The organism is Niveispirillum fermenti, assembly GCF_048066175.1.
GTDB lineage: Bacteria > Pseudomonadota > Alphaproteobacteria > Azospirillales > Azospirillaceae > Niveispirillum > Niveispirillum fermenti.
This window is the reverse complement of sequence record NZ_JBLTXA010000001.1, coordinates 76,730-102,750: the sequence shown is the minus strand read 5'-3', so window position 1 is coordinate 102,750 and position 26,021 is coordinate 76,730. Positions and strand designations below refer to the sequence as shown.

Annotated in this window: 25 protein-coding genes and 1 tRNA gene; 13 read left to right on the top strand and 13 right to left on the bottom strand. The window is 61.8% G+C overall.

The genetic code is table 11. The annotated features are described in order from the left end of the window. Positions 1-103 precede the first annotated feature (103 nt). Together coaD and ACM9LZ_RS00450 are read left to right on the top strand one after the other, a co-directional pair. Complete coding sequence (gene coaD / locus ACM9LZ_RS00455; RefSeq protein ID WP_416617368.1) at positions 104-625, top strand: pantetheine-phosphate adenylyltransferase; 522 nt, start codon at positions 104-106, stop codon at positions 623-625. Positions 626-727: 102 nt separating this feature from the next. Further along, positions 728-803, top strand: a tRNA-Lys gene (locus tag ACM9LZ_RS00450). A 314-nt stretch (positions 804-1,117) separates the two neighbouring features. On the opposite strand, the gene ACM9LZ_RS00445 is transcribed toward ACM9LZ_RS00450, so the two are convergent. Continuing rightward, a complete protein-coding gene (locus ACM9LZ_RS00445) occupies positions 1,118-3,478 on the bottom strand; it encodes a hypothetical protein (protein WP_416617367.1) in 2,361 nt (786 codons plus the stop codon). A gap of 287 nt (positions 3,479-3,765) precedes the next feature. Here ACM9LZ_RS00445 and ACM9LZ_RS00440 point away from each other — a divergent pair, with 287 nt between their 5' ends. Continuing rightward, complete coding sequence (locus tag ACM9LZ_RS00440; RefSeq protein ID WP_416617366.1) at positions 3,766-4,455, top strand: hypothetical protein; 690 nt, start codon at positions 3,766-3,768, stop codon at positions 4,453-4,455. Positions 4,456-4,474: 19 nt separating this feature from the next. On the opposite strand, the gene ACM9LZ_RS00435 is transcribed toward ACM9LZ_RS00440, so the two are convergent. The 4 genes from ACM9LZ_RS00435 to ACM9LZ_RS00420 all read right to left on the bottom strand — a co-directional run bounded on the left by ACM9LZ_RS00435 (position 4,475) and on the right by ACM9LZ_RS00420 (position 7,405). Then, on the bottom strand, positions 4,475-5,317 hold the full coding sequence (locus tag ACM9LZ_RS00435) for a protein NO VEIN domain-containing protein (RefSeq protein WP_416617365.1): 843 nt from the start codon (positions 5,315-5,317) through the stop codon (positions 4,475-4,477). 75 nt (positions 5,318-5,392) lie between these two features. Further along, positions 5,393-6,064, bottom strand: coding sequence for a hypothetical protein (locus ACM9LZ_RS00430; protein WP_416617363.1), 672 nt, complete (start codon positions 6,062-6,064; stop codon positions 5,393-5,395). 4 nt (positions 6,065-6,068) lie between these two features. Beyond that, positions 6,069-6,650, bottom strand: a complete 582-nt coding sequence (locus ACM9LZ_RS00425; RefSeq protein WP_416617362.1) for a hypothetical protein — start codon at positions 6,648-6,650, stop codon at positions 6,069-6,071. Continuing rightward, the gene (locus ACM9LZ_RS00420; protein ID WP_416617361.1) at positions 6,647-7,405 is read right to left on the bottom strand and encodes a hypothetical protein; all 759 of its coding nucleotides are present in this window, start codon (positions 7,403-7,405) and stop codon (positions 6,647-6,649) included. The genes ACM9LZ_RS00425 and ACM9LZ_RS00420 overlap by 4 nt, the downstream gene beginning before the upstream one ends. An 82-nt stretch (positions 7,406-7,487) precedes the next feature. On the opposite strand from ACM9LZ_RS00420, the gene ACM9LZ_RS00415 reads away from it, so the two are divergent. Further along, positions 7,488-7,919 carry a hypothetical protein gene (locus ACM9LZ_RS00415; protein ID WP_416617360.1) on the top strand — a complete coding sequence of 144 codons (432 nt, stop codon included), beginning with the start codon at positions 7,488-7,490 and terminating at the stop codon, positions 7,917-7,919. Positions 7,920-7,981: 62 nt separating this feature from the next. Here the strand turns inward: ACM9LZ_RS00415 and ACM9LZ_RS00410 are convergent, their stop codons facing one another. Next, the gene (locus ACM9LZ_RS00410; RefSeq protein ID WP_416617359.1) at positions 7,982-11,347 is read right to left on the bottom strand and encodes a TM0106 family RecB-like putative nuclease; all 3,366 of its coding nucleotides are present in this window, start codon (positions 11,345-11,347) and stop codon (positions 7,982-7,984) included. A gap of 105 nt (positions 11,348-11,452) precedes the next feature. Here ACM9LZ_RS00410 and ACM9LZ_RS00405 point away from each other — a divergent pair, with 105 nt between their 5' ends. After that, positions 11,453-12,451, top strand: a complete 999-nt coding sequence (locus ACM9LZ_RS00405) for a helix-turn-helix transcriptional regulator (RefSeq protein WP_416617358.1) — start codon at positions 11,453-11,455, stop codon at positions 12,449-12,451. A gap of 56 nt (positions 12,452-12,507) precedes the next feature. Here the strand turns inward: ACM9LZ_RS00405 and ACM9LZ_RS00400 are convergent, their stop codons facing one another. The 4 genes from ACM9LZ_RS00400 to ACM9LZ_RS00385 form a co-directional block, all read right to left on the bottom strand. Beyond that, positions 12,508-12,771, bottom strand: coding sequence for a DUF3892 domain-containing protein (locus tag ACM9LZ_RS00400; RefSeq protein WP_416617356.1), 264 nt, complete (start codon positions 12,769-12,771; stop codon positions 12,508-12,510). A gap of 2 nt (positions 12,772-12,773) precedes the next feature. Then, positions 12,774-12,992, bottom strand: coding sequence for a hypothetical protein (locus tag ACM9LZ_RS00395; protein WP_416617355.1), 219 nt, complete (start codon positions 12,990-12,992; stop codon positions 12,774-12,776). 162 nt (positions 12,993-13,154) lie between these two features. Then, positions 13,155-13,448, bottom strand: a complete 294-nt coding sequence (locus ACM9LZ_RS00390) for a hypothetical protein (protein ID WP_416617354.1) — start codon at positions 13,446-13,448, stop codon at positions 13,155-13,157. Positions 13,449-13,476: 28 nt separating this feature from the next. After that, positions 13,477-14,205, bottom strand: a complete 729-nt coding sequence (locus ACM9LZ_RS00385) for an endonuclease (protein ID WP_416617353.1) — start codon at positions 14,203-14,205, stop codon at positions 13,477-13,479. A 377-nt stretch (positions 14,206-14,582) separates the two neighbouring features. On the opposite strand from ACM9LZ_RS00385, the gene ACM9LZ_RS00380 reads away from it, so the two are divergent. The 3 genes from ACM9LZ_RS00380 (at position 14,583) to ACM9LZ_RS00370 (ending at position 16,085) form a co-directional block, all read left to right on the top strand. Next, the gene (locus ACM9LZ_RS00380; protein WP_416617352.1) at positions 14,583-14,933 is read left to right on the top strand and encodes a hypothetical protein; all 351 of its coding nucleotides are present in this window, start codon (positions 14,583-14,585) and stop codon (positions 14,931-14,933) included. A gap of 56 nt (positions 14,934-14,989) precedes the next feature. Next, the gene (locus ACM9LZ_RS00375) at positions 14,990-15,616 is read left to right on the top strand and encodes a hypothetical protein (RefSeq protein WP_416617351.1); all 627 of its coding nucleotides are present in this window, start codon (positions 14,990-14,992) and stop codon (positions 15,614-15,616) included. 136 nt (positions 15,617-15,752) lie between these two features. After that, the gene (locus ACM9LZ_RS00370) at positions 15,753-16,085 is read left to right on the top strand and encodes a hypothetical protein (RefSeq protein WP_416617349.1); all 333 of its coding nucleotides are present in this window, start codon (positions 15,753-15,755) and stop codon (positions 16,083-16,085) included. 68 nt (positions 16,086-16,153) lie between these two features. On the opposite strand, the gene ACM9LZ_RS00365 is transcribed toward ACM9LZ_RS00370, so the two are convergent. The 3 genes from ACM9LZ_RS00365 to ACM9LZ_RS00355 all read right to left on the bottom strand — a co-directional run bounded on the left by ACM9LZ_RS00365 (position 16,154) and on the right by ACM9LZ_RS00355 (position 17,246). After that, complete coding sequence (locus tag ACM9LZ_RS00365) at positions 16,154-16,372, bottom strand: hypothetical protein (RefSeq protein ID WP_416617348.1); 219 nt, start codon at positions 16,370-16,372, stop codon at positions 16,154-16,156. Further along, positions 16,369-16,587, bottom strand: coding sequence for a hypothetical protein (locus tag ACM9LZ_RS00360; protein ID WP_416617347.1), 219 nt, complete (start codon positions 16,585-16,587; stop codon positions 16,369-16,371). The genes ACM9LZ_RS00365 and ACM9LZ_RS00360 overlap by 4 nt, the downstream gene beginning before the upstream one ends. A 317-nt stretch (positions 16,588-16,904) precedes the next feature. After that, positions 16,905-17,246: a ribbon-helix-helix domain-containing protein gene (locus tag ACM9LZ_RS00355; RefSeq protein WP_416617627.1), complete on the bottom strand. Its 342-nt coding sequence runs from the start codon at positions 17,244-17,246 to the stop codon at positions 16,905-16,907. Between the two features lie 542 nt (positions 17,247-17,788). Between ACM9LZ_RS00355 and ACM9LZ_RS00350 the strand changes: the two genes are divergently transcribed. The 5 genes from ACM9LZ_RS00350 to ACM9LZ_RS00330 all read left to right on the top strand — a co-directional run bounded on the left by ACM9LZ_RS00350 (position 17,789) and on the right by ACM9LZ_RS00330 (position 25,945). Continuing rightward, positions 17,789-19,864, top strand: a complete 2,076-nt coding sequence (locus ACM9LZ_RS00350; protein ID WP_416617346.1) for an AAA family ATPase — start codon at positions 17,789-17,791, stop codon at positions 19,862-19,864. 218 nt (positions 19,865-20,082) lie between these two features. Next, positions 20,083-20,883, top strand: a complete 801-nt coding sequence (locus tag ACM9LZ_RS00345) for a PDDEXK family nuclease (RefSeq protein WP_416617345.1) — start codon at positions 20,083-20,085, stop codon at positions 20,881-20,883. Positions 20,884-20,895: 12 nt separating this feature from the next. After that, the gene (locus ACM9LZ_RS00340; RefSeq protein ID WP_416617344.1) at positions 20,896-23,106 is read left to right on the top strand and encodes a Mu transposase C-terminal domain-containing protein; all 2,211 of its coding nucleotides are present in this window, start codon (positions 20,896-20,898) and stop codon (positions 23,104-23,106) included. A gap of 2 nt (positions 23,107-23,108) precedes the next feature. Continuing rightward, positions 23,109-24,104, top strand: a complete 996-nt coding sequence (locus tag ACM9LZ_RS00335; RefSeq protein WP_416617343.1) for an ATP-binding protein — start codon at positions 23,109-23,111, stop codon at positions 24,102-24,104. Next, positions 24,101-25,945 (top strand): TniQ family protein, encoded by a 1,845-nt coding sequence (locus tag ACM9LZ_RS00330; RefSeq protein ID WP_416617341.1) that lies wholly within the window; start codon positions 24,101-24,103, stop codon positions 25,943-25,945. The genes ACM9LZ_RS00335 and ACM9LZ_RS00330 overlap by 4 nt, the downstream gene beginning before the upstream one ends. The last annotated feature ends 76 nt before the right edge of the window (positions 25,946-26,021 follow it).

Below are 26,021 nucleotides of genomic sequence, written 5' to 3'. Positions count from 1 at the left end.
CACCGGGGGACGGACCGCCGGGGACGATCGATCTCCGGCGGCTAAAACAGGGTCCGGGCGATGGAGCCGGTCCTGCTGGGGGTAAGGGGAGAGGATTTCCAACATGGTGGCATCGCGTATCGGTGTATATCCGGGCACGTTCGACCCGATCACCAACGGCCATTTCGACATTATCCAGCGCGCGGTGCGGATGGTTGATCATCTGATCGTGGGTGTGGCCAGCAATGCGGGCAAGGGTCCGCTTTACAGCACGGCGGAGCGCGTGGCGCTGGTGGCCGGCGAACTGGCCACGCTCAGCCAGCAGGGCTGCAGCGTGGAGGTGCGCCCCTTCGACCAGTTGCTCATGAAGTTCGCCGTTGATTGCGGGGCGAGCGTCATCATTCGCGGCCTGCGCGCGGTTTCGGATTTCGAATATGAATTCCAGATGGCCGGCATGAACGCGCGGCTGAACCCCGCCGTCGATACGGTGTTCCTGATGGCGTCCGATCGCCACCAGTTCATCTCCTCGCGCTTCGTGAAGGAGATCGGGCGTCTGGGCGGCGATATCAGCCAGTTCGTCAGCCCGCGCGTCGCAGCCAGCCTGGCTGCCCGTTTCGAAGCGGAACGCAAGGCCGGCCCCACCTGACGATGGCGGTGGCACCCCTGCGTTCCGCAAGGGTGCAATGCCACATGACCTGTGTTGACGTGGCCGTTTCACCCGCCTATGGTGCGCGCCACTTCAAGGGGCGATCCCGTAGCTCAGCCGGTAGAGCACGTGACTTTTAATCATGGGGTCCTGGGTTCGAGTCCCAGCGGGATCACCACCCTTTTGAAATGGCAGCTGTCGATGGTGGCATATCTTTTCCCTAGAAGGGCTATGGTATGCCAATCTGACACGATAACGTTTATGCATTCAGCTAAGTTATTGATAATATTAGGCGCCGCTTTTGGCCCCTTCTAATCCCTCTGCGGCTCGCTGACATATGCGAGGTTCGGGCTGCTAGTCTTCCCAGATATGGCTGCTTCTCGGTGTAGCCTTTGGGGTTCGCCTAAGTCCGATACGTGCAAGGACGACAATCACCGCATCGTTTGCGGCGAATAGGATCGCTATTCGCCGCAAGGTGCCGTCCACGGCCGATCACGCCGCCTCCCACACCTCGTTCAGCACCTTGGCCGCCAGCGCCGCCTTGTCCCCGGGCAGGAACCGCCCATAGTGCTCCTGGACCGTCTCCGGCGAATCCTGGATGGCGTAGCTGGCCTGCTCGTACGAGCCCGTCTTCTTCAGGATATGGGTCGCCAGTACGTCGCGGACGTTGTGCGGGCCGTGGGGCAACAGGCCCTCTATGGCGCCGCGCTTGGTGAAGGGGTTGTAGATCCCGTAGCGCTGGATGATCAGGCGCCAGGCCTCGTAGAAGGTCGTCTGACCGTATTCGGCACCGGTCGAGGTCCGCTTCGCCGTCTTCACGAAGAACGTGCCCGGATCGGCGGCGGCGCCCAGCAGCAGAAGGCGATGCCGGTCCAGGTAGCCGGAGATCAGGTCGTACAGCCCGTGCAGGTCCGGCAGGCGGAGGTGGAAGGCCTGGCCGCGGAAATATGAGGAGCCGGCGTTCTTGAAGGCCTCCACGGGGATGTAGACCTCCCAGCCGCCGTCGCGGCTGTTCCAGCGCAGTTCGCCCCGGCGGAGGTCGCTGAGGTGCCGCGCCGTGGAGGGCATGGCGCCCCTGGGCTTCCAGAGCAGCTGGCGCAGGTTCTTCTGCCTCACGCCCAGGTGCAGGCCCAGGCGGACCATCAAAAGCGCCCGCGTCGCCTCGGCCGCAGCCACGGGATAGCGGTCGGCCCTCGGCATGAGCCGGACGATCTCGTCGGCGATCTTCTTGTATTCAGTCAACGGACTATCCGCCTCCAGCACCGGCAGGATCGGCTCGAACGGGTCGCGGTGGACCTTGGCCACCCGCTTCACCTCCTTGCCCCGGCTGACGGCGTACCGGTGCGCGGCCTGGCACGCGGCCCGCCAGTCGGCCAGGGCCCTGTCGATGTCGTCCTGGGCCAGCAGGCCCGGGACAGGCTGAAGGCGCTGGGCCAGACCGGGGTTCTGCCACAGCCATCCGGTCTCGGGGCGGGTCAATGCCGCCGCCACCGACAGCGCGCCACTCTCCCAGCTGGTGTAGAAGCCGCGACGGCGCTCCCGCCAGTCCACGTACCAGCCCCAGGTCTGGGGAAAGGCGAGCAGCGCCAAGCACAGGCTCCCCTTGTCGGCGCCGAGGCCGCGGACCGGCCCGGCGGCGGGAGCGGCCAGCGCCCCGAACATCAGGCCCAGGTGCTCGATCTGCTGCAAGGCCATCTCCCGGCCCCAGGCACCGGACCGCTGGTACCCGAAGGGCGTCAGGGTGGCGCTCTTGAACCCGACCAGGCCGGCGATCTCGCGGTCCAGCTCTTCGTCGGCCATGGTGGCGACGTCGAACCTCGGACTTTCCGAACGCCGGCCTCCCTGGTCTTTCCAGCGTGCATCCACCAAGGCGCCGGCATGGGGCAGCCGGAGGGCGAAGGGCGTCTTCATGGCGGCGGCCTGGTACGCCCTGTAGGCGGTGGACCCGCGCACGACCACCTCCCGCACCCATCGCAGGATCTCCTCCCGTTCCTTTGGGGGCCGGGTGGTGAAGTCGTCGGGCAGGTGCCAGGCCAGCCGTCGGTGCTCGGCGTTGGTGATCCCATGGACGTTGTTGCCGGCGATGGCGCGGGCAGGATGGGGCAGGCGGCCCGACAGGTGCCCGTCAGGTAGCCGGTACCGCTGCTCAAGGATCGCGATGGCCTGCATGCTGCGGACGGTCCTGGGATGGCGGACCCCGCTGCGCCAGTTGCGGATCGTGGAGACATTGACCGCGACGCCGGCGGCGGCGAGGGCCCGTTGGAGCACATGGTTGTTGTCGTCATGCCGCCGGGCCTGCTGGTCCAGCTCCCGATGGAAGTCGGCGAAGGTGCGCGCCTCGGGCCACAGCGCGGGTGGAAACTGGACAACCGGGGCGGGCTGGCGCCCCCGGCGCCGGGCCTTGGCCACCGGCGCGACGACCGGCGCATCCTTCCTCGGCCGCCCGCGCTTCCGGGCCGGGGCCGGCGGCACGGACGGCGTCTTTGCCCTCGGCGGCTCCTGCGTTGGGGCGGCCAAGGGCTTCGCCCTCGGAATGGCCAGGGCCAGCTTGCGTGCCACCTTCCGGACGGCCCGCTTCGGCTTCGCGACGGCCGGGCTGGGCAGTTCCCGCACGATGGCGTCCAGCAGCGGCTTCAGCTGCGCCCTGGCGTCGAGCAGCGTGGAAGGAGGGACGCCGGCCGCCGCGGCGATGGCCTGGTAGTCGAAGCCGCCGCCCGACCTGGCCGGCCAGCGCCTTTCCCGCGCCAGCCCCAGCAGGTGGTCGCGCAGGGCCATGACCTCCCGCGGCGGCATGATGGGTTCAAGCCGAAGGCGGACGTAGTCGGCGATGATCCGGTGGAGGCGCAGGGACATTTGGGTTGCCTGATTGGAAATGGGGCGCTTCCCTGCTCCCTTGACCGCGGCGAAGTCTGTAACCGGCCTCATTGCGTTTTGTTTTCGGCGCGCGAAGCGCCAGGAGGGTGGCGCCTGCCCGAGGAGGGCGTTATCCGCGAAGGCGGAAATTGGGTACATCGCCCGCGAAGCCCATCGGCTCGGACGGCGCTGACGGCGTACGTACCGACGGCCTTCTTCCGCATGCCCGTTCCCGCGCTGTAACTGGCTAGGCCACGGCCACATCGACGACGACACGGGGGCGATCCATGGCTGACGAGTCGCGTCTGAACCTTATTCTTTGCGACGAGGGCTACGACGCCGCCGCAGCGGAGGAGAGCATCAGCAAGCTCGCCCGCATTTTCGGCGAAATGCTCGCCCGAGAACACATCGAGGCTGCGTCCCGCGCCAGGGCCGCCGCCGTCGAGGCGGCGCAGGGGCTCCCGGTCGACGCGATCCGGGCCGGCATAGGGCGCGCGGTCAGCGACTTTCGCTTCGTTCCCATGGTTGGGCACCGGGATACGAGACCGACCGAGGAGCAGCTCAAGTTCGCCCTGTACCGTTCGCTGAGCGAGGACGACTGGACGGTCCAGGCCGGTGTGTCGCCGGCGGGCAGCGATGCCCGGTGCGACATGCTGGCCGTCCGGCGCGACGACAGGATCGCGATCGGGGTCAAGATCGCCTGGGCCGGGAAGGAGGCGTCCAGCAGGCCCGCCCAGCAGGTCCGGGACTGGGAAAGGAACATCGCCGGGCTGGAGGCCATGCAGGGGGCCGGCCTCGCCACGCATGGCCTCTTCGTGCTGGCCTTCCTGCACTGGCAGGGATCAAGGGCGGCCGACAGCCTAAGGAATTATGTGGACGGCCTACGCGGCAGCCCCGTCTTCCCTGCGTCGACTCATCCGCTGCCGGCCTGGCACGGCGTGAACCGGGTCGATTTCTTCGTGCGTCGGATATTCTAGCGCGTCGGTCCCAGAAGCTTCACAGGAAGTTTGCTTGGAAGCTGGTCGCCACCAGCGACACGTGCGCCTCCAGTGGTGGGCGCAGTTCGAACGCCTTGGGCTCCCGCGCGAAGTTCCAGAGCCGCACCAAGCACCATTCGTCGCGGCGTTCGTCGGCAACGGCCAGTTCGTTGCGCGTGACGTGGAAGGGCGTGCGCTCCCAGCCGTTGGTCGTCTTCACCTCGATCAGCCGGTTGCGGCCGTCGGCGTCGAAGCTCCTGATGTCATAGCCGGCCCCGTCGCCGTCGAGGTGGGATACCCAGCGGATCCCGTTCACCAGGTCCGTCCTGCCAGCCGAGAGCAGGGCGGCCCTTTCGTGGGCCAGCACGCGCTGTTCGCCCGCTTCGCCAAGGTCCCGGTTGCGCGCGTCGCGCCCTGCCACGTCGTACTTCCTGGCGATGGCAGCCATCCGGCCAATCTCGGGGAGCGGGGGCGCGTTGCTGTGCGTGGGCGGCGGGAGAATCCGCAGGATGTCGTTCTCGCTGATCGGCAAGGACTGGAACTCGACCGTCATGTCCGGGGCTGTCGGCATAAGCCATTTCGGATGTCGTTCCAGCCATCGCACCACCGCGGGTTCGAGCGACATCTGGTAGTTGGACGCTGGCTTGTACCCGGGAATCCATGGCTTCCCGAGGCCCACCAGGACCGCGCTGATGTTCTGGTGCTTGAACTCGATGGCGCCGCGCGGCCGGTCGATCACCGCTCGGAGCCGGCGATTGTGATCGGCCTTGCTGTAGGGCCGGCCGGCAATGTCGGCATCGAGCATCGTGAAGTAGTCCGCGACGGTGGCGTCGTTCTCCGCGTCAGTCCAGTCAGCGGCCATTTGTGGTACATCCGTTCAGATTTTTTAGTATGGTGTATCCAGCAAGTATTAATTTGAGTGACGGGCAGCATACTGTTAATGCATTAGCGGTTGGGGAAATACTGCATTGTAATTAATGGTCACTTGTGTTGCTAAAAGCTCCGCGTCTGTTTTGGAAACAGGCCATTCTTCTGCATGCCCTGCGCCCGTCACATGTTGTGGGTGAAATCGCGGCGAACCGATATTTTGTTGTTCCGTCTCAAAATGCTTTTCAGCATCCGGATGGCATTGTTTAAAGTATTGCAAAATAGATCGCTGCCAATGAACGTCACCATCATTTGGAGTCCACTCGGATATGGTAAATGGTTTGAATCCGAATGTATGCAAAATTTCCATCACGTACGTTGCACAAGTGAGGCCCATACCTAGTTCGGTCTTAGTGTAATGAAGAGTTTGTTTGTCCAAGTAATGGCCATTATCCAGAAAACCTACACCATAAGGTACTTTGTTTTTTCCTCCTTTTCCAAGACGCAATGCGATGAGCCGTTTATTTATCGAACCAATAGCCGCTACCTCTGTCCAGAGATAGTGCAGCTCTTCCGCAGGCTCATCCTCAAGGTGATTGTGGCTGCATAGATGCCGTAAACGAGCTTTGCCTTCATGGATGTAGAGCATACCCGTATGCCACTGATCACCCGAGATTCGACGGATAACAAAGCCAATCGAATCAGCTCGATCAAAGGGGATAGAAGTGGGGTTGTTCAGCATCTGGTCAAAGAAGTCCCTGAAGGAGCTCGCTCACGTCCAATTTTCTATTTGCCAAGGCAAACCAAGCTCTCTTAACGTAAGGCTGCCAATTTAGAAGGTGTCCATTCAACGGAAAAAGAGCTCGAGGTATACCGACTATGAATTCCGGCGCCAACCGGTGAACGTCAATATATGCCAATTCCCGGTCAAGCTTGGCGAGATCCGTGTAAATTGCTTCCTCTAGTGCATCGAACATCGCGAGAATATCTTCGTCCTCAACTGACTGAAGGCTCGCATCGTACATTGCGGAAACCCACGCTGGGACCTTCGTGTTGTAAGAACCCAATGCTGACGAGAAGCTGACGTCGTTGAAAGACCAGTTAATTGCAGTATCGCGCACCTCTCCAACTAAAAAAGTAGAAAATTCGGGAGACGACTTAAAAATACGCTGCACTCCTCCCGAATAAACATGAGTGAACGAGACGATGTCGTCCACGTCAGAAGCATACGCCTCATCATCACGAAGCGCGCGGAAGGTGCCGTGCTGCGGGGATCGGTTAATAAAACGACTTTTAGGTCCAAGTAAAGTCCCAATTCCGAGCATCATAACCCATCCATCCGCTCGAACATTGATACGACGAGCTTCTCTAGTAATGAAGAGGCTCGATTGGCATCGAGATTCAATCGTAAATCGACTCCGGTGTTATAATCAAGGTCAAGTTTTACGCCTACCAATCGGCTTTGGATGCTCCCGCCCTCAAAGCCCCCCCCCATAACAGGGATGTCAATGCGTTCAAAAACTCCGTGTGACCATCGCTCCAAATGATTAAGTCTAATATCTTCATCAATGGTATAAGGATTGATTTGATATAGAAAATCATCACAGTTATCTGTATCAACTAATAAACATGGAAATCGCTGCTTCAAGATTTTATACACTTCAACAGTATCGCTTTGTGGTTGAATAAGACTAGCCCCCGCTCCAACTCGAGAAAATGATGTGGAAATCTTATTTATTTCTTTTGTTATTCTATTAATGACAGGGGCAAAATCATTAATTGGCCTTATCATTGATGATGAATCGTCGAATACTTCATCTGTCAGTACGTGAATATCTATTCGCCCGCCTTGACGGACGATGTTAATTTGGAAGCCCTCATGCTTAGTGGCCTCTAGCCGAGTCTCCGTTGCGCCCCGGCGTGAGGTCTGCTCCATTTCTGGAGGTGAGCCAAACAAGATCTCTGTCAGGCTCCCGTTTGGGAACTCCCACCGTTGAGGCTCACCAAAAAGGGTAATTCGCATTGTGTCGGAGAGCCAGCTGGCAGCATTATCTCTACCGCTTGCATTCTCTGTGAGAGACATTTTGCCCTGTCCTAGATACTATTGAAGCCTGACGTTATCACATATAGGGTGCATCCATGCAACGCCCAGAGGCTCGGGAGGAATGACAGATTTTTCACAGGAAGATGCTGCTTTGGTGGCTCTCGCCGCCATGCCCGATGGTAGCGCGTCTCCCATCCAGATCATGAAAATGCTTTTCCTGATAGACCGAAAGGCCTCACCCGCATTTGGCGGTCCAAAATTCAATTTTGTTCCTTACGACTACGGGCCATTCGACCGCAGCGTATACGACGCTATTGATAATTTGGCAACCAAGGGGTTGGTGAGTGTAGCGACTGGACGTCCGCGCACGTATCGGCTGACGAGTGAGGGTAAGGCTGAAGCTGCAATAATCGCCGACCGGCTCCAGCCGGCTTTTTTGAGTTACTTCCACCAACTCGGTAAGTGGATCGTTTCTCTTGGTTTTACCCAGTTGGTTAGCGCTATATATCGGGAGTTTCCAGATATGAGAGTTAATAGCGTTTTTCGTGAATGACATTAGCAGTGGCCAAATAGATCCTTGGCGTTTGTCCTCGCGCTGTCAGGGAAAAATACTTTCTATCTGAATGTCATGGTAGCGAATTGCTGGGCACAGCAAAGACCATTTACCAGCTCCATTTGCCTTATCTTCGAACAAGAAACCTCAAGCAGCCGTGAATTTGCATAGATGACCGCTAAGCATCGTGCTCGGCTCACAGCCACATTGAGCCGGTTCCGGCTGTAAAGGAACTCGATGTTCCTCGGCAGGTCATCTCCAGACGATGTCGCCATCGACACCAAGACGACAGCCGCCTCCTGGCCCTGGAACTTGTCCACCGTGCCCACCCGTGCCCCCTCCGGCAGGACGCGCTTCAACAGATCGACCTGCATGTTGTAGGGAGAGACCACCAGGATGTCGTCCACCCCGATGTAATGGCGTCTTCCATTTCGGTCGGTCCAGTGGCCGCCGAGCAGCGCCCGGTAGGTGGTATCCAACCGAGCCGCTTCCTCTTCCGACCGCTGAGTACATCCAGCATGCTCGACCTTGACGAAGCGCAGCCCCGCCGGGGCAAGCGCTTCCGGGTCCTTCGAGACGTCGACCTCGACACGCTGGTTGGCCGTGCTCGGCTCAGCTTCCAGCCGCCGGTCGTACATCGCCTCGGATATGAACCGGCACAAGTCCGGGTGCATGCGGCGGGTGATCGGCAGGAACACCCCTTGGTCGGCCGGCACCGTCGCATGTCCCTCCAGGAGGTGATCAAGTGCCGACTGGCCGCTGCCGCCGGGATGCGTGCCCTTGATCGGCTGGGAGAGCTGCATCTGGTCCCCAACCAGCACGATGTTGCGGGCGGCCATGCCCATGGCCACGATATTCGCCAAGCTCACTTGGCCTGCCTCGTCGATGAACAGGTAGTCGAACGCCTGGTCCAACTCCTCCCGCGCGAAATGCCAGGCCGTGCCGGCGGCCAGCCGATGGTGGGGAAGCACCCCGCTGCCGCTTCCGCCGATCACGTCCTCGATCCAGCCCCCGGTGCCGAGCACCTGGTCCTCTCGCGACGACTTCTTCATGCCCTGGCAACGCAGCCCTTGGGCGGTGGCCATCGCCTCCACCTCCTTCAGCAGGTTGTTGATTGCCTTGTGCGAATTGGACGCCACCCCGATGCGCTTCCCGGCGGCGAGGAGCGCGACGATCGCCTGGGCCGACGAATAGGTCTTGCCCGCGCCCGGAGGGCCCTGCACAAGCAGGTAGCTGTCGTCCAATACCCGAAGGGCTTCAACCATCCCGGTGGTGGCGTCCATCCCCTCCGGCACGACGGCCTGGTTCGGCGGCCTGCCCATGAACCGCGGCCGATCCTGGCGCAGGATCGCGGTTACGGCGGGATACTTTACGCCGCCCCTGGCGACATCCTCCGCGTATCGGTAGATCGCGGCGCGCAGGACCTTGTCGCCCACGGGACCCTCGGGGATCAGGGCGCTTCCCGGCACTATAGGTGACCTACTGGGCCCCAGCTTCAACTCGATGACGCCGTTGTCCTCGTCGAGCGATATGATCTCGCCGGCCGGCTCAAGGGTGCCCGAACGTACCGGCTTGTCACCGACACGTATCTTGAAGTCCTGCGCCGGGAAGGTGAAGGCGTAGACGGCAGACTTTCCTTCTGCCCGGGGCCGGATCGTCGGATGCGGCTGGAGGCCGGCAATGCATTCCGCGTCTTCAAGCAGGGCGTCATGGTCCATGTCCTGGCGCGCGAACATGGCCCACCAGGTTGGCTTCGCCTCCCGCCGATGGAATTCCAACAGGTCCGCGAGCAGCTGCCGCCATGGCTCATCGTTGCCAGCCACCAAGGCGTCGGCCAGGCGCTGCGTGCGTTCTTCCGCTTCCTGCCGCTCCATCGTTTTCTCAGGGGTGATGGGCGTCACCGTACGTCCGGTGAACCACGGCGTCCCCGGCGGCCGGAGCGATAGCAGCCAGTCGCGGCACCCTCTCGTGGATCGGCAATCGACCTCGTTGTAGTCGGCGATCTCCCGGAGCAGCTGGTCGCCGCCGAGGCGCCGCCAGCGCTCATAGATGACGATGCTGTCGCCGGCGGTCTTGACCTCCCCCTGGCGACCGCCGGGCAGGTAGAAGGCCTCCATGTTCTTGATGGAATAGCGGGGTTCCGACGTGCGGACGGATTCCGCCACGACCTTGTAGAGGTCTACCAGCCGGTTGCCGCGCAGGATGTCGTCCACCTCGTTCTCGCGGGTCCCGTGGTACATGGCCAGCCGCTTCAGGGCCGTCTCTTCGTACGAGGCGTAATGGTAGATATGGGCGCCGGGATACCGCGCGATGCGGGCCGTCATGAAATCGACCGCCTGCTCGAACGCCACCTTCTCGCCGTCGCGGTCATGGGACCAGAAGGCATCGAAACGGTCCACGCCGCCATCCATGGCGACGATCCCGAAAAGGTACTCCAGCCCGCCGTCGAACAGCGGGTCCCCCTCCATGTCGAAGAACATGTCGCCTTCGCTGGGTTGGGGGAGGCGGGCGAAGCCACGGCCCGGTGCCGGCGGAAGCAACTCCAACTGTTGCTCGCCGGTCCGGCGGTAGTGAGCCTGGAGGCGGGCCTGGGCAGAGAGCTTGGCGACCGTGCCGGGCTGGATGCCGGGGATCCTGGTACCGGCGGGCAGCGCTGCCAGCGCGCTGATGTCGTTGATGCCCGCTTCACGCAGGGCCGCGACCTGGCTGCGTCCCATGCCGGCCACGATCGAGAGGTGGTCGGCGGCCTCCCACTCGGCGTCGCAGCGGTCGGCCCACCGGCAGAAGGTGCAGTGGCTGCACGGGTCGCCGCTTGACACGGCGGGCAGGGCGTCCACGAACGCCTCGAAGCGGCGCCGGGCGAAGGTGAAGTAATGCAGCACCGAGTCCGTGCGGAAGGTTTCGACCACTCCGGTCCCTAGGACGACGTGCATGCGCGGCGGGATGACGCCTTGCACGGCTGCCAGCATCTCAGCGTAGACGCAGAGCTGCATCAGGTGCTTCGGCTTCGCCGTCCGGGCAAGCTTGGTATCGGCCACCTCGTAGGCGAACGACCCCAGCGATGAGTCGATGCCGTCGACCTTCAGCAGGAAGTCGGAATAGCCATGCCAGCGCCCTGCAAGGAAGGCACCCTGGTAGATGACGTCGGGGCCTGCGCGCATCGCCCGCCGCGTTGCCTGGGCACGTTCCTCCAAGGTGCCGTCCGCTGGGATCTCCACGACCGTGCGCCCTTCGTCGCGCAGGCGCTGGAGATAGGTGCGCTCGTGCTCGATGCCTTTCTCCTGGAGCAGGACGGCCGTTTCGTCATCCGGAGCGAACGTGGTCGGCGTGACGAGGTTGCGGGAATCCAGTACCGTCGCGTGTGAGCAGCCCATGAAGTTGACGAGATCACTCGCCGAGAAGATCGTCCTTCCCTGGTAGTTCAGCATTACCGCTCTCCCCAAACGGGCTACCTCAATCTCGACTCCATCCTACCAATCCCGCATCATGATTGCAGCAGGCGGCTGAAAGTACCGCGTGTTCAGGAGCAGGGAATGTCTTACCGGAATGCGGTCGAGCTATTGAGGGTTGCAGCGAAGGCAACATCGATGAGGGGCGTCAGCCTGAAAGAGATCGAGGCGATGCTGGAACGCAACTATCGGACCGCGCAGAGGTTGATCCAGGCTTTGGGCGACCTCTTCCCGGAACTCGAAAAGCGCAACGATGACGATGACCCGGGATGCTCACGCTGGTACCTGCCAAGGTCCGGTATCGCGCCGCTCTTGAATCCCACGGCTGAGGAACTCGCGGCATTGAGTTTGGCAGAAGCCTCCCTGGCCAAAAGCGCGGGAATCGATCATGCCAAGGCTCTGCGGGGCCTGCACGCCAAGATACTGGCCCTCATCCCGACCGACCGCAGTCGACGCATCGAGGCCGACGAGGAAGCGCTGCTCATGGCTCTGGGCCATGCGGCACGCCCCGGTCCCAGGCCTACCAGCGAGGAGGCTGTAGACCTTGCGATCTCCACCGCCCTCAAGGGGGCGTCCAAGCTGCGCATCCGTTATCGGGGTAAGAAGGACATCGCGGCGCGGGACAGGATAGTTGCCCCGCACGGGCTGTTATTGGGGGCCCGACGCTATCTCGTCGCGATCGATCTGGGAAAATCCGGCGGCGATGTGCAGCATTATCGCGTCGATTGCATAGAAGAGGCGACCGTCCTGTCGGACCCTTTCCTGAGGAAGGAGGGTTTCGATCTCGCTGAGCACGCGCAACGCTGCTTCGGCTCCTATGAAGATCCCCACGGTATACATGACGTGGTGTGGAAATTCGCTCCGAAGGCCGCACAGCAGGCGCAAGGCTTTGTTTTCCACCCGGCGCAGACCGTCGAGTTCGAAGCCGATGGATCCCTCATCGTGAAGTTCCGCGCGGCCGGCCTGCTGGAAATGTGCTGGCACCTATATATGTGGGGGGACGCCGTGGAGGTGATCTCCCCTCCTGAACTCGTAAAGATGGTGGATGGCTATCGGCGTTCTGACTTTGCTGCGTTGCCTTGACACCAGCCCTTAAAGAAGACGGGGGCCGAAGCGATGCTTCGGCCCCGAGATGTCGATCAGCAGTCGGGCAGGTCGTCCAGGTTGTTGCGCGACGTGCTGTCGCGATCAGTCCTGAGGTACTTGCCCGAGGGGCCGTTCACCACCCTGATCTGCGTCTCCGGCGAGTTCAACCAGTTGACCCAGTATTCGTGGGTCCCGGTCTCGATGTCGCTGATCGCGTTCGCCTTGCTGCGGGGCGACCAGGTTTCACCGGAGTTGCACAGGGAGGTGATGTCGCCCTGCGAGTTCTTGCCGGTGGCACGGACATAGCGCTTGGCCATGGTTAGCTCTCCTTGACGGTGGTCTTGGGGTGGGCCTTCCCGTAGGCGTCGGTGACGTACTGCCCCGAGATGGCGCTCCGGTAGTGGCTGCCGTTGCCGCCACCCGAACCGGCGCTTTCGCGCACCGTCGTGTGGGGGCTGGCCTTGCCGTGCTTGGCGGTGACGTACCGCCCGCTGATTGCGCTGCGGTAGCTACCGCCGCCTTTACTGCCCTTACTCATGCTTCATCCTCTTGCCATGACACGGCTCACCTTGGCCGCTGACTGCACTGTGGATGAGCGGGACGACAAATCCTGTCGTATGCGAACGCGCATCAGCCCTATGACCGAACTTTCTTCGTTCGGCGGCTATTTCAATCGGAATCCGACGAACCGATGTGGGCGTTACTTCGGCTTGGCCCCGTTCGCCCGCCGATAGTCCTCGACCATCTTGTCCGTCACGTCTTGGGGGAAGCACAGCGGCGCGTGGCCGCCTGGCTTGCTGTAGGCGCTGCGCTTCCCGCACCGGCTGCCGTTGGCGGCAGTGTTGTAAGGGCAGGGGCAGTTGCCGGGATAGCTGGCGATCGACTGCTGGATCAGCGCCTGCCGGACCTGCTCGTCGGTCTGGCTGAGGCCCGCGGCTGGGAGCGTCGGGATAGTCAGCATGGCACCCAGTAGGCCGGCCAATAAAATCCGCATCGTCGTCCATCCTTTCCAGCCGCTAGGTTCAGGGCGCGGCATTCCGCACATAGGGATTGAAGTTGCCCTGGGCGGCCTCGATCCGGCGGTCGCGCAGCCGTTCCCATTCGTCCACCGGATCGGCGAGCGACCACAGCTTTAGGACGGCCAGGTCGGCCTCCGTGACCTCAACGCCATAAGTGTCGATCATGTAGAGCCAGACGCGGGCCAGGTCGCCGCGCACGGATTGGGGCGGCTCGACCCGCTTCGGGTTCCCGCCGATCTCGAACTCGCACCGGCCGTATTTCCTCGGGTCGCCCTCCACCATGCCGTAGGCGTGGTTGGACCGGACGACGTTCAGCAGGGCGACCGACGGGACGAGGTTGTGCAGGTCCGCCTCCACCTGCTTGAACTCGGGATCGGTCCGTTCACAGCATTCCCGCCCCTCGACGCCGGGCTTGCACCCGACCTTAGCCCAGCAGGACCGCTTGTTGCCGAAGAACCAGGCAGGGACGACGTGCTCCCAGTCCAGGCGCGTCGCGATGGACGAACTGCTGACCAGGCCGCAGCTGGCCTTGTCGATCACGCCCCCCGATGCGTTCTTCGGCGTGTAGCTGCACGAGCAGTAATAGTCGATGCGACGGTCGGCATAGATGCTGTCCCTGGCGACGACCTTCGCCTTGTCGAAATTCGCCAGCGGGCGGGCAGGCTGCTCCCCGCCGGCGGGGAAGGCGCCAAGAAACAGGACGAGGAAGCCGAACACCGCCTGTCGGAACATATGGACCTCCACTCCCGAACTGCAGGAAGCATAGGCTGATACCGGCGTGGCATCCTATGAACGGCTTCACCGTCCGGCGGCGACATGGCCGTTCCCCCATGGAAACCTGTTCCATGTGCGTTCCCATCCGTGGCATATTATGTACCACCTACACCCGGCTAGATACCGGAGGTGGGGGCGCAACTGCGCGTGAAGCAAAGGCACAGCCCCTATGTCGGGCGGCCAGCTGAATAAAACACCCCACCAACACCTGGGAGTAGCTACCCGGGCGGGGGGAATAGGCTGGGCGTGCAACCTTTGCTGTACGTATCTACCGTCCCGGCGCCAGGCCGGCGGCGGACGGTTGCGCTTGTCCTTTTGCAAAGGAGGTACAAGTCTTGCCTACCAACGAGAACGATTCGTTACCGCCCCACCCGGGTGGCTGCCCATGCTGCGTGGGCTCATCCTCCACCGACCAAACGCGCGCGACCCCCGGTGCGCCGCCGACGCGCTACTACCCGTTCGGCGTTGGGGTCGGATCGGCGGTGACGCTGAACTACAATTATTACGTTGACAGCAGGCGAGGCGTAGATGTCGGCGGCTTGTCCGGTTCGCGTGGCGCCCATTCCATCGTCCGTCAGCCCTACGACAGATTGAAGGTCTCCGGCGGCAACGACGCGGACACATACCTGAACGTCGAGTTCCTGGCGTTCAACGATGGTGGCCTGGAATGGACCTATTCCGGCTGATCGGCGCGCAACGGCGACCACCAGCCATCAGAAGCCTTAGCCCAAGGATGCATCAGATGTCTCTCCGCGATCCCGCCCGCACGCCGCAGGCCACTGAGCCGGCCTATGACTACAAGACCACAAAGGAAGGTGACAAGATCATCATGGATGTATTCGTAAAGAAATCAAGGAGAGGGAAAATCTTTCTTTCCTTGATTTTTCTGATCATTCTGCCCATCGTTGTAGCCTCAACAGCATCTCCATATTCTGGTCTGGCCTTTATTTCAGCAATCATGCCTTTTGTGGGCGTGTTCTATATTATTTGGCTGCTCTTTAAACGGGGCGGTCACATTGCAACGACCCGAATTGAGATCAATGCCCAACGGATCTCCATCCCGCAGGCAGAGAAACTTTTCGATGTTGATCATGTGCGGGCCATTGGATGGGGCTTGACTACCCCGCCTAAGGGAACACCATCGGCCGCCTTCTATGGTTCCGGTGCGGCTGGGGCCTTCGCCGCCGGTACCCAAAACGCCAGCCAAATCGCTAATGCGGATTTCGTGCGCCAATATGGCTATTGCATCTACCTGATTTATGGATCTCGGCGAGAAACCCTTGTTTCCGGTCTTCACGAGGACCTTGTGGAGACGATCTACGACGAGTTCGCGACGAACCTCAAGGCGTGCGGCCATTCGTTCGGCTGATTGAGGTAGGCCCCAGACATTGCAGTCGAGGGCCGACTTCCGACCACCGCATTCACAACGTCCCGACGGGCCTGGCGATGACCAGGCAAGTGGGGCCGGTTCAATTCGACCACTGACCACGAATGAAGGAGATGAAATGAGCAATATTTTGAAATACTGCCGGGTGCTGACCCTGGTGCCGCTGCTGACGATGGCGGGGTGCGGCAACGGTGAGCCGGGGGAGGATGACATGCGCAATGCGATCCGGGCCCAGTTCGACAAGGCGAATGAGGCGACCCAGGCAGCTGGAGGTGGGCAGCAGATGGTGCTGCGTGAATTCAAGAAACTGAGTTGTGCCAAGGTCAATGGAAGCGCCGTCTTCGCCTGCACGGTTACGGTTCGTGTTGATGGACCTTGGCTCAACAACGCGGGAGGTACGACGGAAATGAAATTCACACGGGCTGATTCAGGTTGGGTAGTCGTCCAGTAAACCCGCGGCACAAATGGGGGCTGTAAAGCCCCCATTAACCGACCTGCCGTGAAATACAGCCGCTACTATCATCTACCGGCATCCATGCCGTTCTCCCTGGCGATGTGCTGCATCGAATGTTCGAACAGCAGCCATCCGCCCACGATGCCCGCGATCCCCAACGGCAAGAGCACCGATCCCATCCAGAAGATCGACGCCAGCAGCGCAGCAACGCCGACGACGAAGGCCACAACGGACGCGATTGCCAGCGCACCGGCTGCGCCGGATATACGGGGCGGAAACTTCATCGAATCTCGATCGAAACAGGGCAGTGGTCGCTGACCCGCTTCTTATCGTCCCTGGACGTTTCGGAATAGACCAGGACCCCGAAGGAACCTTCCTTGGCGTGGCGCGCGACGGGGCCGCCAAGGATGAACGTGGCGATCTTGACGGTGTCCTTCGCCATCGCGGCGACCGGCAACGTAGCGGCCAGGACGGCGGCGAGCAGGGGCAGGCGGCGCATGCGGATCTCCCAGGCGATGGCGTAAGCCAGGGCTACCGGTTATTCCGTGACCGTTCAACCGCGGGCCGCGTTTTTTCTGGCGCTTGGCAGATGTTCCATTTTTGTTCTATAATATACGGAGATCGCCATGGACGAGTTCGAGGAGAAAGGCACGACGGTACCGCATACCATATCGGGGGAAGACTTCGTCGGCAGTCCCTTCCGGCTGGTCGCTGCCAAACGCCGGAGGCCCGCCCCCGATTCCGGTACAGGAACATGTCTCCACCGCCAAGCCGGCAAGGCCGATGATCTGGGACTGGGGCTGATCATCGCCGTGATCAGGCCGGTGCCAGGTCGCGACCGCCGTGTACCGCATCCGCCCCGATATTGTCCTGGGGCCCTGCCAGCGCCTGGAGGATCTGGACCGGGCTGAAACCTGCAACATCCTCCTTGAGACGCAGCAGTTCCCGGAAATAGGCGATCGCGAACAGCCGCAGCGCACCGGCAAGGGACGTATCGCCGCGGCGCTTGTCGATCTCCGTGGCGACGTGGGAGAGGTCGCAACCCTCACGCTGGGCGATGAGGCGCAGGCTCTCCCATTCAATTCCGCGCAGCCGAAGGCTGGTCCGCTTGCCGGCAACGTTGACATTATGGATTTCAGACGCCTGCCCCAGCCTCATTTCGTCCAACGCGGGATCATCGTTTGTAATAATCGTGCGACGGCGGCTTAGTGGCGGCATTAGACTCTCCATAATTGTATTTATTATTTTATGTTATCCTATTTAGTCAATGTCAGTGGTGAACTGCTTCACCGCCCGATCCCGTTGCCGGCCACGTAACCGTTGTAATCGCTGCCCTGTCCGGCCGCATGGGTAGGACAACAGCTGCCAGGAGAGGCCCCTGGCAGCCCTGGAATCCGGTGCAGGGCAGGGCGGATAGAGTTTTTCAACCGTTCCGGAATTCTGGGATTGACATCCTACCCCGCTCAAGCAACTATATGGCTATGACAAATGCTTCCTCACATATCCTCCACCTCCACCTCGACGTGAACGCCACGATGGCTCCGGCCATGTCCTTGGCGTCGGGAAAGATATGCTGCGCCGCGTAGGCGCAAGGAACACGGTCGTTTCCTGACATCCGTCCTTGTGACCTGCGCAAAGCGTAGCCGCCTTCGCACTTCTGTGCCGAAGGTCCGACGACTTTGGACAAGGCAGGTATCACCATGTCTTCGCAGCTTGACCGACCGCCCACCACGCTGTCTGCTTTATCAAAGGCTTACAACAAGCAGATCGTTGAGCATCTCGACGCCGAGAAGGCCGCCGACGCGGTCGAGCCCGACAATGCCGATCGGCCGACCCCATACGCCGCCACGGCATCCGTCCTATTGGATCGCGCTCTTGCCAGCAAGCCGGAGGCGGCGGCCGCCATTGAACAGCCGGGGCAAGTCGTTGTCGTGAACATTGGTTCGCCGGCATGGGTGCCGGCGATTTCCCAGGCGTTTCGTGATCGCGTGAATGCATCCATTCAACGTGAAATGGAGGCAGCCGCTGCAGAATTGCGGGAGGGGCAGGATGGCATTCCTAACACCGATGCCGAGGGGCCTGCTGACGTTTTTCAGTCGCAGCGGGTGTACGACGAGTGGTTGATCGTCGACGACCTCGACAGGGCCTCCCTGGGCGACAACTCCGTCGAGTTTGGCATCATCAGGGCCCTCGATGACGGAAAGGGCGTTCTCGTATTGGTTCCGCCTGAAGCCAAGGCCCCTGAGATCGTCCGGAACGGTGCCGATCATCAGGTTTCGATCCCCTTGGTCGACGCTGCCGTGTTGGCTGACGCGGCGGCGGCTGCGTTCGGCGTTCGGCCGGATGTTTCCGTACCGGATCGGCTGTGCCGGCTTCTGACGCCTACCGACCTCCGCTTCGCTCACCGGTTCGACGAAGGTGCCGACCAGTGGATCGAACGCCTGGCGCGCTTGGCGGAGGCGAAGGTTCGAATGCCTGTCATCGACGGCCCGACCCTGGACGGGCTTAGCGGCATGGACGAGGCAGTGGAGTGGGCCCGTAACCTGATCAAGGATTTGGCCGATTATAACGCCGGGATCCTGTCCGCCGACGAGATTGACAAGGGATGCATGCTTGTCGGACCGCCTGGTACTGGCAAGAGCACCTTTGCGGCGCGCCTGGCGAGAAGCGCGGGGCTCCCGCTGGTGATCGGTTCCTACGGACAGTGGCAGTCGGCAGGTCACCAAGGCCACATGCTCAAAGCAATGCGCGAAAGCTTCGAGCAGGCGCAAGCTCTCGGCGGCTGCCTGTTCCTTTTGGAGGAAGCCGACTCATTCGGCGTCCGGGACAAGATGGAAGGTCGGAACAGGGAGTACAGTATCCAGGTCGTCAACGAGGCCCTGCAAAGGATTGACGAAGCGGTCAAACACCGTGTCATCATCCTGGGGGTGGCGAATACGCTGAATATCGACCCGGCCTTTCTCCGGCCCGGCCGTTTCGACCGCGTTATCCCCGTATTTCCGCCGGACCAACTCGCATTGGCGGGCATCCTGAGGGAGCATCTCGGCCACCGCCATCTTCCTGACGCTGACCTCTCCGATGTCGCGGCGGCAGGCTTGGGCGGGACTGGCGCCGATGTCGAGTTCTGGGTGCGAAATGCCAAACGTCTCGCGCGCCGGGCAGGCCGCCAGATGATCATCGCGGACCTTCTCGCCCAGGTTTCTCCCGCGCTGAATTTGCCGATCCACCATCAGCGCAGGATCGCCGTCCATGAGGCGGCCCATGCTGTGGCCGGTGCGCTTGAACTGCCCGGCCAGTTGCGGTCGGTCACCGTCCTGCCGAACCACTCCGGCGCTCATTTCCGGTCGTCCGGCCTGGAAACAGGCGCGTCGATGCGGGCCCTTATCCGCGTGACGCTCGCCGGCCGCGCCGGCGAGGAGATCGTCTACGGGATGCCCGCGAACGGTTCCGGCGGGCATCCCGATAGCGACTTGGCGAAGGCGACCGCCCTGACGGCGCAGATGCTGGGCTCCTACGGCTTCGGCGACGGTCTGGCCTGGAAGGGCGAGGTCTCCCCGCAGAACGTCGCCGCGATGTTGCGCCAGGATCCGACCCTCGCCGCTCAGGTCGAGGCCGAGCTTTCAGTACAGTACAAGGCGGCCAAGGATCTGCTCCACCGCCACCGCTCTGCCTTGGATGCCGTCGCCGACCTGCTGCTCGACCGCGGTACCCTGACCGGGGCCGAGGTGGAGGAGATCGTCGCCTCCATGTCGCATGACGCTGGGGCCGTGCAATGAGCACGGCCCCCACCGCCCCTCACGCCACCATCCATTCCACCGACGGTCGTCCGGCGCGCCTCATAGGCTGAGCCTTGCTCTGCCTGCCCGCCACCGTCGGGGTCTGGGTTTCCGAACGCCGTCGTTTCTGACAGCGCCGCCCTCCCTTTGCCTCGATGGCCCCAATGTTCGGCCGGTTCAAACCGTGATGCGGTTGCCGGCAGCCCGATGAGGCGATCATGCGCCAGTATCTCGTTTCCCAACATCTCCATGCCAAGCGTGCCGGCCTGGATCTCTTCTCGATCAGGCCCTCCGATCAGGACAACGCTCTCCGTCCCGACCAGCCGGTCGGTGGCAAGACCGCGGACGGGGTATGGAACCCGCCGCTCCCTTCCATCGCGTCGAGGAAGCCGGCAGCCAACAGCCGCTTCTCGTGCCGTGGATCGATCCACGATCCCGTGTCGGGCAGGGCGGTCGTCTATGAGAGCGCCCTCGAACGCGACCTCGCCTACCTGCTGCTGACGGACCGGCGCATCGTCGCCGTCCATGACCAGCCGCCCGCCATCGCCTATGTCCGGCGGGACGGTCGTGCTGCGCGGCACACGTTCGACTTTCTGGTCGAGACCGTGTCCGGCGCGCGGATCGCATATGCCGTCAAGCCGCTCGCCAAGGTCGGGTCCTCCGGGATTGAGGACACCATCGCCCTTATCCGCCGGCAGACGGGCGACGGCTTCGCTGACCGTTTCGAGATCTGTACCGAACAGCACGTTCCGCGGGCGAAGGTCGCCGACGCCCGCCACATCCTCAGGGCACGGGCCTGCCGCAACGATGAGGATGTGCAGGTGACGTCGCAGGTCGCCGCCGGTGTCCGGGGGACCGTGCCGATCCGCAGCCTGGTTGCGATGTCCGGCCTCCCGCCCGCCCGTGCCCTGAACGCCGTCGTCAACCTGATCGACGAGGGTGGGCTGGAACTCGCCGACGGAACGCATATCGGCGACCTGGCGATGGTCCGCCTCCACCGTCCCGCCATGGCTGCCTGAGCAGAAAGGATCATGATGATGCAGCATTCAGTGGTTCACTATCGGCTCACCAAGCATGACCAGGTCTTGCTGAACGGCCAGGCCTACCGGCCTGTCTCCACCAGCGATCGCGGCCACCACCTGGCCCGCGTCGAGGACAACGACGTCCGCGAGTTCCTGCCTCATGACGAAATCGCCCGTTTCGCCCAGGCCGGCACCCTCATCGTGAAGCAGGGGTTCTACCTTCCCGAAACGGCAGCGCGCCGTGCCAAGGGCCGGGACGTGGCGCTGTTCGACCTTCCCCAGGATGAACAGCGCCGGATTCTGCGCCGCAAGGCCTACTGCGAGATGTTCATGGAAATGGAGGCGAAGCGGAAGGACGTCACCCGATCTGACGTTTCGATGAAGATCGCCATTGCCGAAATCCATGCCCAGATCGTGAGGGATGAGGCAACGGCAACCCGTACGACCAGTTCCGGCAGTCGTCCCGGCCGCCGGGCTTCATGCGAAGTTCAGGTCAATGTCTCGCTTCCTCCTACACCGTCCACCCTGCGCCGTTGGCTGCGCGATTTCCGCGACGGCGGCTTCGTCGCCGTCGCGCTCTGCTCGAACACGAAGGGGCGCGGCAACAGAACTCCGCGGAAGTCTGGCGATGCCTGGGCCCTGGTTAACCAACATGTCGGGCGCTATGCCAGCGCGAACCGTGACAGCAAGATCATGATTTACCGCGACTATCGGATGGCCCTGGACGAGAAGAACCGGGAACGGTCGGTCGCGAACCTAGAGCCGATCGAAAGCATCAGTTACCAGACATTCTGGAAGCATCTGAACCGGACCCTTGATCCGTTCACGGTAACCGCCGGTCGGTACGGTGCGGAAGCCGCACGCCAGAAGTTCAACATTATCTATAGCCGTGACCCCTTGGGGCGTCCCCTTGAAGTCGTGGAGATGGATGAATGGCAGGTGTCTCTCCAGGTATTGCTCTCAAAGTCCGGCATCTGGGAGTTGCTGACGGACGAACAGCGGGAGAAGATCGGCGCAATCGGCCGGGTCTGGGTGTCGGTCGCAATTGACTGCGCGACACGCTGCATCCTGGCCATGCGCTTCACGACAGCGCCATCGTCGGCGAGCGCCATTGCCACGTTGGAGATGGTCGTCCGTGACAAGTCCGAAATCGCCGGTGCGGTCGGCTGCCGGTCACCGTGGAACATGCATGGCATTCCGGAGACGGTCAGCATGGACAATGGCCCGTCTTTCCGGGCGGAACAGGTGAAACTGGCCATCGCGGCACTTGGTGCAGGTGACCATTACCCGCCAGCGGGTGTCCCCGAACTGCGCGGTCGGATTGAACGGGTCTTCGGGACTTTCCAGCGCGAGTTCGCCCGGTACTTCCAGGGCCAGACCTTTTCCAATCCCGTGGAGAAGGGGGACTACGACGCCGAACGCCATGCCAGCGTCAACTTGGAAACCCTTAACCGCACCCTCGTCCGCTATGTAGTCGATGCCTATCATAATCGCCCGCATGCTGAACTGGCGGGGGCAACGCCGCTTCAGACCTGGAATCGGCTGGTCGCCCAGTTCGGGGTGCTGCCGCCTCCAGATGACGATACCCGTCGTTGCGTCTTCGGCATTCCGTGCCAGCGCCGGATCTCCAACCAGGGCGTCCGCATCCTGGGGATCCACTACCAGTCGCGGGAACTCCAGGAACTGCGTCGCAAGGCAGGTCTGGGCGAGGTGACTGTAAAAGTTGGCCGCTGGGACCTCGGAAGGGTCTCCGTCCAGACGCCGGATGGTTGGATCAGCGTTCCGCCGGCCATGGACGGCCTAGCGCTTGATGGCGTGACCTGGTGGGAATGGACGGCCGCCGCGAGGGACCTCGGTCGGCGCAACGCGGACATGGAACACCTGTCTTCGCACATCGTCGCCGATGCCATCCGCTCCATCCGGGGGCAGGCGGACGAGGCCGCCGACGCCGCCGAACTGGGAAGCGCCATCCTTGGCACCGACGAGTTGGAGCGCATCGAAAAGCGCCTGTTCATGAAGTTCGACTTCAAGGCAAGGGGCGGCCAGGCCAGGGAACTCCCCGGCATGGAGGCTGAGGGTGAGCAGCCGGGCGACACCGAAATGCGCTTTGAAACTTCGCCGCCCATTGGCCGGCCTGCCTTTTCCCCAACACCTGCCGCTGACGGAACCCATCGCGCCCATCGCCCCGCAGCTTCAAAACGATTCACGACGGAGGAATGAACATGACAAACTATACCGCATCGTCGCCCGTGAAGACCGCCTGCGGGCGTACGGCACTGGCAGCGCGGATCGTCGACAAGTATTTCAGCACCGACCGCGATGATCGCTTTCGTCAAGTCCTGCAGGACTTCATCGACGACATGTCCGTAGCGGTCGCCAGCCAGCACCCCGAGGGTCGGATGCTGGCGCTCGTTGGTGGGTCCGGCGCGGGAAAGACGTTGACGATGGAGAAGGCCATCAAGCACGTCAACGGCTTGGATGACAGCAACTTCCTGAGGCTGACGACGCCTTCCCCATGCACGCTGAAGCAGCTTGGCCGGGTAGTCCTGGAACGGCTTGGATACCCGTTGCAGCGGGAGCTTGCGGATCATCGCATCTGGGAAATGATCAGGTATCATTTGAAGGAACATGGCGTTCGGTTCATCTGGCTCGACGAAGCCCACCATATCCTGGGAAGGGGGAGCGACTCTGAGCTGACCAAGCTGCGAGATGTTCTGAAAAGCACGATGCAGCAGAGGGAATGGGCCGTCAGCTTGATTCTGTCTGGTCTCCCGGTGCTGTCGGCGTTCATCAGTGGCGACCGCCAGGTTGAGCGTCGCAGCCAGACTTTCCGCTTCCAGCCGTTGGCATTTCCCGACGATGTGGATCTGGTGCGGGAAATCGCCTACGAAATCGTGGCGAACCATGCCGGAATGGCCATTCATGACGAAATCGGGACGGATGAATTCATCCACCGTCTGATCGTTGCTTCCGAATGGGGATTGGGATCGGCGATCACGCTCGTCAGGCGTGCAGTCCTGTTCGCACACTCCCAAGCCGGGGCGGACGCTGTGGTCGGCGTGGAACATTTCGCGGAGATCTATGCCGAGGAACGGGATTGTTCGGCAGACAGCAACATCTTCTTCGCGGCCGATTGGCAGGAGATCGTACCGTCCAACTCCCGCCTGGACGCCGCGCTGCCGGCCCGTCCCAAGCGCAAGCGGGGGAAGACGGCATGACTATGCTTTCCTTGACTGTACCGCTGCATCCAGACGAGACGCCGACGAGCTTCTGCTCCCGGCTGGCATTCAGGAACGGATGCGATGCCCATGGCTTCTGCCTGGACATGGGGTTCAAGTTTCTGGCCGTGGCGACGGGAGAGGAGAAGGCGCTGGCGGAGTTAGCAGCGGTTTCCGGTGCCGACCCGCACGCCTTACGCCGCAACTCCTTCACATCGCGGGAAGGACACGGTTTCCAGCTCCGTGGCCAGATGGTCAATGTGGCTTCTTCGCTCCGCACCCACGTGCGTGTCTGCCCTGACTGCATCTCGGAGGATGTTGCCGCCCAGATCGATCAAAGGCGGTCTGCACCGTTTCAACGCATTTATTGGCAACTCTCTTGGTTTAGGTCATGCCCGGTCCACGGGGTCGCACTGCTTACCCTCGGTCGCGCTAAAACGAACATGATCGAATGCGCTGATTTTGCCAGGGCGGTCGCTCCGCATGTTGGTCGAATCGTGGCTGGGGACATTGACCGGGTCGCCCGGGCGCCATCGTCCATGGAGGTGTATCTGTATCGCCGGCTGAATGGAGAGGGGGATTCAACGTCGCCGTGGCTGGATTCCATCCCCATGCATAAGGCCGTCCGCCTGTGCGAGATCGTCGGTGCCGTCTCCCGCTTCGGACCCAAGGTTGCCACCCGGGATCTGGACGATGAGGTCGTAGCGGACGTAGCGTCGATTGGCTGCGATATCATGCTTAGCGGCGAGGAGTCGTTCAGGGGTTTCGTTCGAAAGACCATGGCCGCCAATTGGAAAAATTCCGGGGAGTTGGGCGGAAAGCGTTTCTTCGGCTTGCTCTATGACTGGCTACGGGCGGAAAAGGACGAGGCGTCCCTTAACCTGGCCCGAGACGCAATCCGTGAGGAAGTGGCGGAATCGTTGCCCGTAGGCGAATTGCATACCTTCTTTGACGTACCGATCGGGCGGCGCCGGTGCTGGTCGGTAACCACCGTTGCGACTGCCTGCTACATGAAAAGTTCAAGGATGAGGCAGTATCTTTCGGCACGAGGACTGATCACCGCCGAGCATGAAAACTTGTCAAATGACAGGACCACGTTCCCGGCGGAGAAAGTCGACCCCCTAATCGAACAGCTCCGGTCCATGGTTCCCCAGAACGAGGCGATGGCATACTTGGGCATGCCCAGGTCGCGGTTCCTGGCGCTGATGCGTGAAGGATTGGTCGTTCCGTTCTTTTCCCGCCTTGAAGCAGGCTTCTTTTGCAACGGCTTCCTTCAGGCGGATTTGGACAACTTCCTGAAAAGATTGTCCATGCAGGTGACGATGCCGGCGGTCGAGGATGGGATGGTCGAAATCTTCGATGCCGCCAAACGGTGCAGGGCGCCTTATGCTCATGTCATGCGGATCCTGCTGGAAGGGGGATTTTCCCGTGTCGCCCCGTGGCCGTCGGGGTCCAAATGTTCTCTGGCAGTTGATCCAAATGAAGTCCGCCGGGTATTGGCCAGGGAGGCGCCTGGCACGGAACCCTGGCCATACCTTACCGTGGAGCAGATCCGGGAACAGACGAAGTGGGGAAACGGGATTACCTGGGCGCTTATTTCCAAGGGCCTGCTGCCGCACGCGGTCCTGACCAATCCGGTCACCACTCGCAAATGCGCCGTTGTTCACCGGGATGACCTGGAAAGTTTCTGCCGAACATACGTCACGTTTGGGCAGGCCGCCAAGGAACTGGGAACCACATATCTCAGGCAGATACTCCGGGGAGGAGTTGTGAAACCGGCCATAAAGTTCGGGGTGGGTGAGGTGGCGTTCTACCTCAGGGCTGACTTCCAGAGAGCGTGAAATTTTGTTTCAAGATTGATGCCCGCCGGTAATTCGGCGGGCTTTTCTTTTGAGTTCGTTGCAAAGGTTTTTTGAT

Coding starts and splice junctions, on each gene's coding strand:
- coaD (WP_416617368.1), top strand. CDS start 104: ATGGTGGCATCGCGTATCGGTGTATATCCGGGCACGTTCGACCCGATC.
- ACM9LZ_RS00445 (WP_416617367.1), bottom strand. CDS start 3,478: ATGTCCCTGCGCCTCCACCGGATCATCGCCGACTACGTCCGCCTTCGG.
- ACM9LZ_RS00440 (WP_416617366.1), top strand. CDS start 3,766: ATGGCTGACGAGTCGCGTCTGAACCTTATTCTTTGCGACGAGGGCTAC.
- ACM9LZ_RS00435 (WP_416617365.1), bottom strand. CDS start 5,317: ATGGCCGCTGACTGGACTGACGCGGAGAACGACGCCACCGTCGCGGAC.
- ACM9LZ_RS00430 (WP_416617363.1), bottom strand. CDS start 6,064: ATGCTGAACAACCCCACTTCTATCCCCTTTGATCGAGCTGATTCGATT.
- ACM9LZ_RS00425 (WP_416617362.1), bottom strand. CDS start 6,650: ATGATGCTCGGAATTGGGACTTTACTTGGACCTAAAAGTCGTTTTATT.
- ACM9LZ_RS00420 (WP_416617361.1), bottom strand. CDS start 7,405: ATGTCTCTCACAGAGAATGCAAGCGGTAGAGATAATGCTGCCAGCTGG.
- ACM9LZ_RS00415 (WP_416617360.1), top strand. CDS start 7,488: ATGACAGATTTTTCACAGGAAGATGCTGCTTTGGTGGCTCTCGCCGCC.
- ACM9LZ_RS00410 (WP_416617359.1), bottom strand. CDS start 11,347: ATGCTGAACTACCAGGGAAGGACGATCTTCTCGGCGAGTGATCTCGTC.
- ACM9LZ_RS00405 (WP_416617358.1), top strand. CDS start 11,453: ATGTCTTACCGGAATGCGGTCGAGCTATTGAGGGTTGCAGCGAAGGCA.
- ACM9LZ_RS00400 (WP_416617356.1), bottom strand. CDS start 12,771: ATGGCCAAGCGCTATGTCCGTGCCACCGGCAAGAACTCGCAGGGCGAC.
- ACM9LZ_RS00395 (WP_416617355.1), bottom strand. CDS start 12,992: ATGAGTAAGGGCAGTAAAGGCGGCGGTAGCTACCGCAGCGCAATCAGC.
- ACM9LZ_RS00390 (WP_416617354.1), bottom strand. CDS start 13,448: ATGCGGATTTTATTGGCCGGCCTACTGGGTGCCATGCTGACTATCCCG.
- ACM9LZ_RS00385 (WP_416617353.1), bottom strand. CDS start 14,205: ATGTTCCGACAGGCGGTGTTCGGCTTCCTCGTCCTGTTTCTTGGCGCC.
- ACM9LZ_RS00375 (WP_416617351.1), top strand. CDS start 14,990: ATGTCTCTCCGCGATCCCGCCCGCACGCCGCAGGCCACTGAGCCGGCC.
- ACM9LZ_RS00370 (WP_416617349.1), top strand. CDS start 15,753: ATGAGCAATATTTTGAAATACTGCCGGGTGCTGACCCTGGTGCCGCTG.
- ACM9LZ_RS00365 (WP_416617348.1), bottom strand. CDS start 16,372: ATGAAGTTTCCGCCCCGTATATCCGGCGCAGCCGGTGCGCTGGCAATC.
- ACM9LZ_RS00360 (WP_416617347.1), bottom strand. CDS start 16,587: ATGCGCCGCCTGCCCCTGCTCGCCGCCGTCCTGGCCGCTACGTTGCCG.
- ACM9LZ_RS00355 (WP_416617627.1), bottom strand. CDS start 17,246: ATGAGGCTGGGGCAGGCGTCTGAAATCCATAATGTCAACGTTGCCGGC.
- ACM9LZ_RS00350 (WP_416617346.1), top strand. CDS start 17,789: ATGTCTTCGCAGCTTGACCGACCGCCCACCACGCTGTCTGCTTTATCA.
- ACM9LZ_RS00345 (WP_416617345.1), top strand. CDS start 20,083: ATGCGCCAGTATCTCGTTTCCCAACATCTCCATGCCAAGCGTGCCGGC.
- ACM9LZ_RS00340 (WP_416617344.1), top strand. CDS start 20,896: ATGATGATGCAGCATTCAGTGGTTCACTATCGGCTCACCAAGCATGAC.
- ACM9LZ_RS00335 (WP_416617343.1), top strand. CDS start 23,109: ATGACAAACTATACCGCATCGTCGCCCGTGAAGACCGCCTGCGGGCGT.
- ACM9LZ_RS00330 (WP_416617341.1), top strand. CDS start 24,101: ATGACTATGCTTTCCTTGACTGTACCGCTGCATCCAGACGAGACGCCG.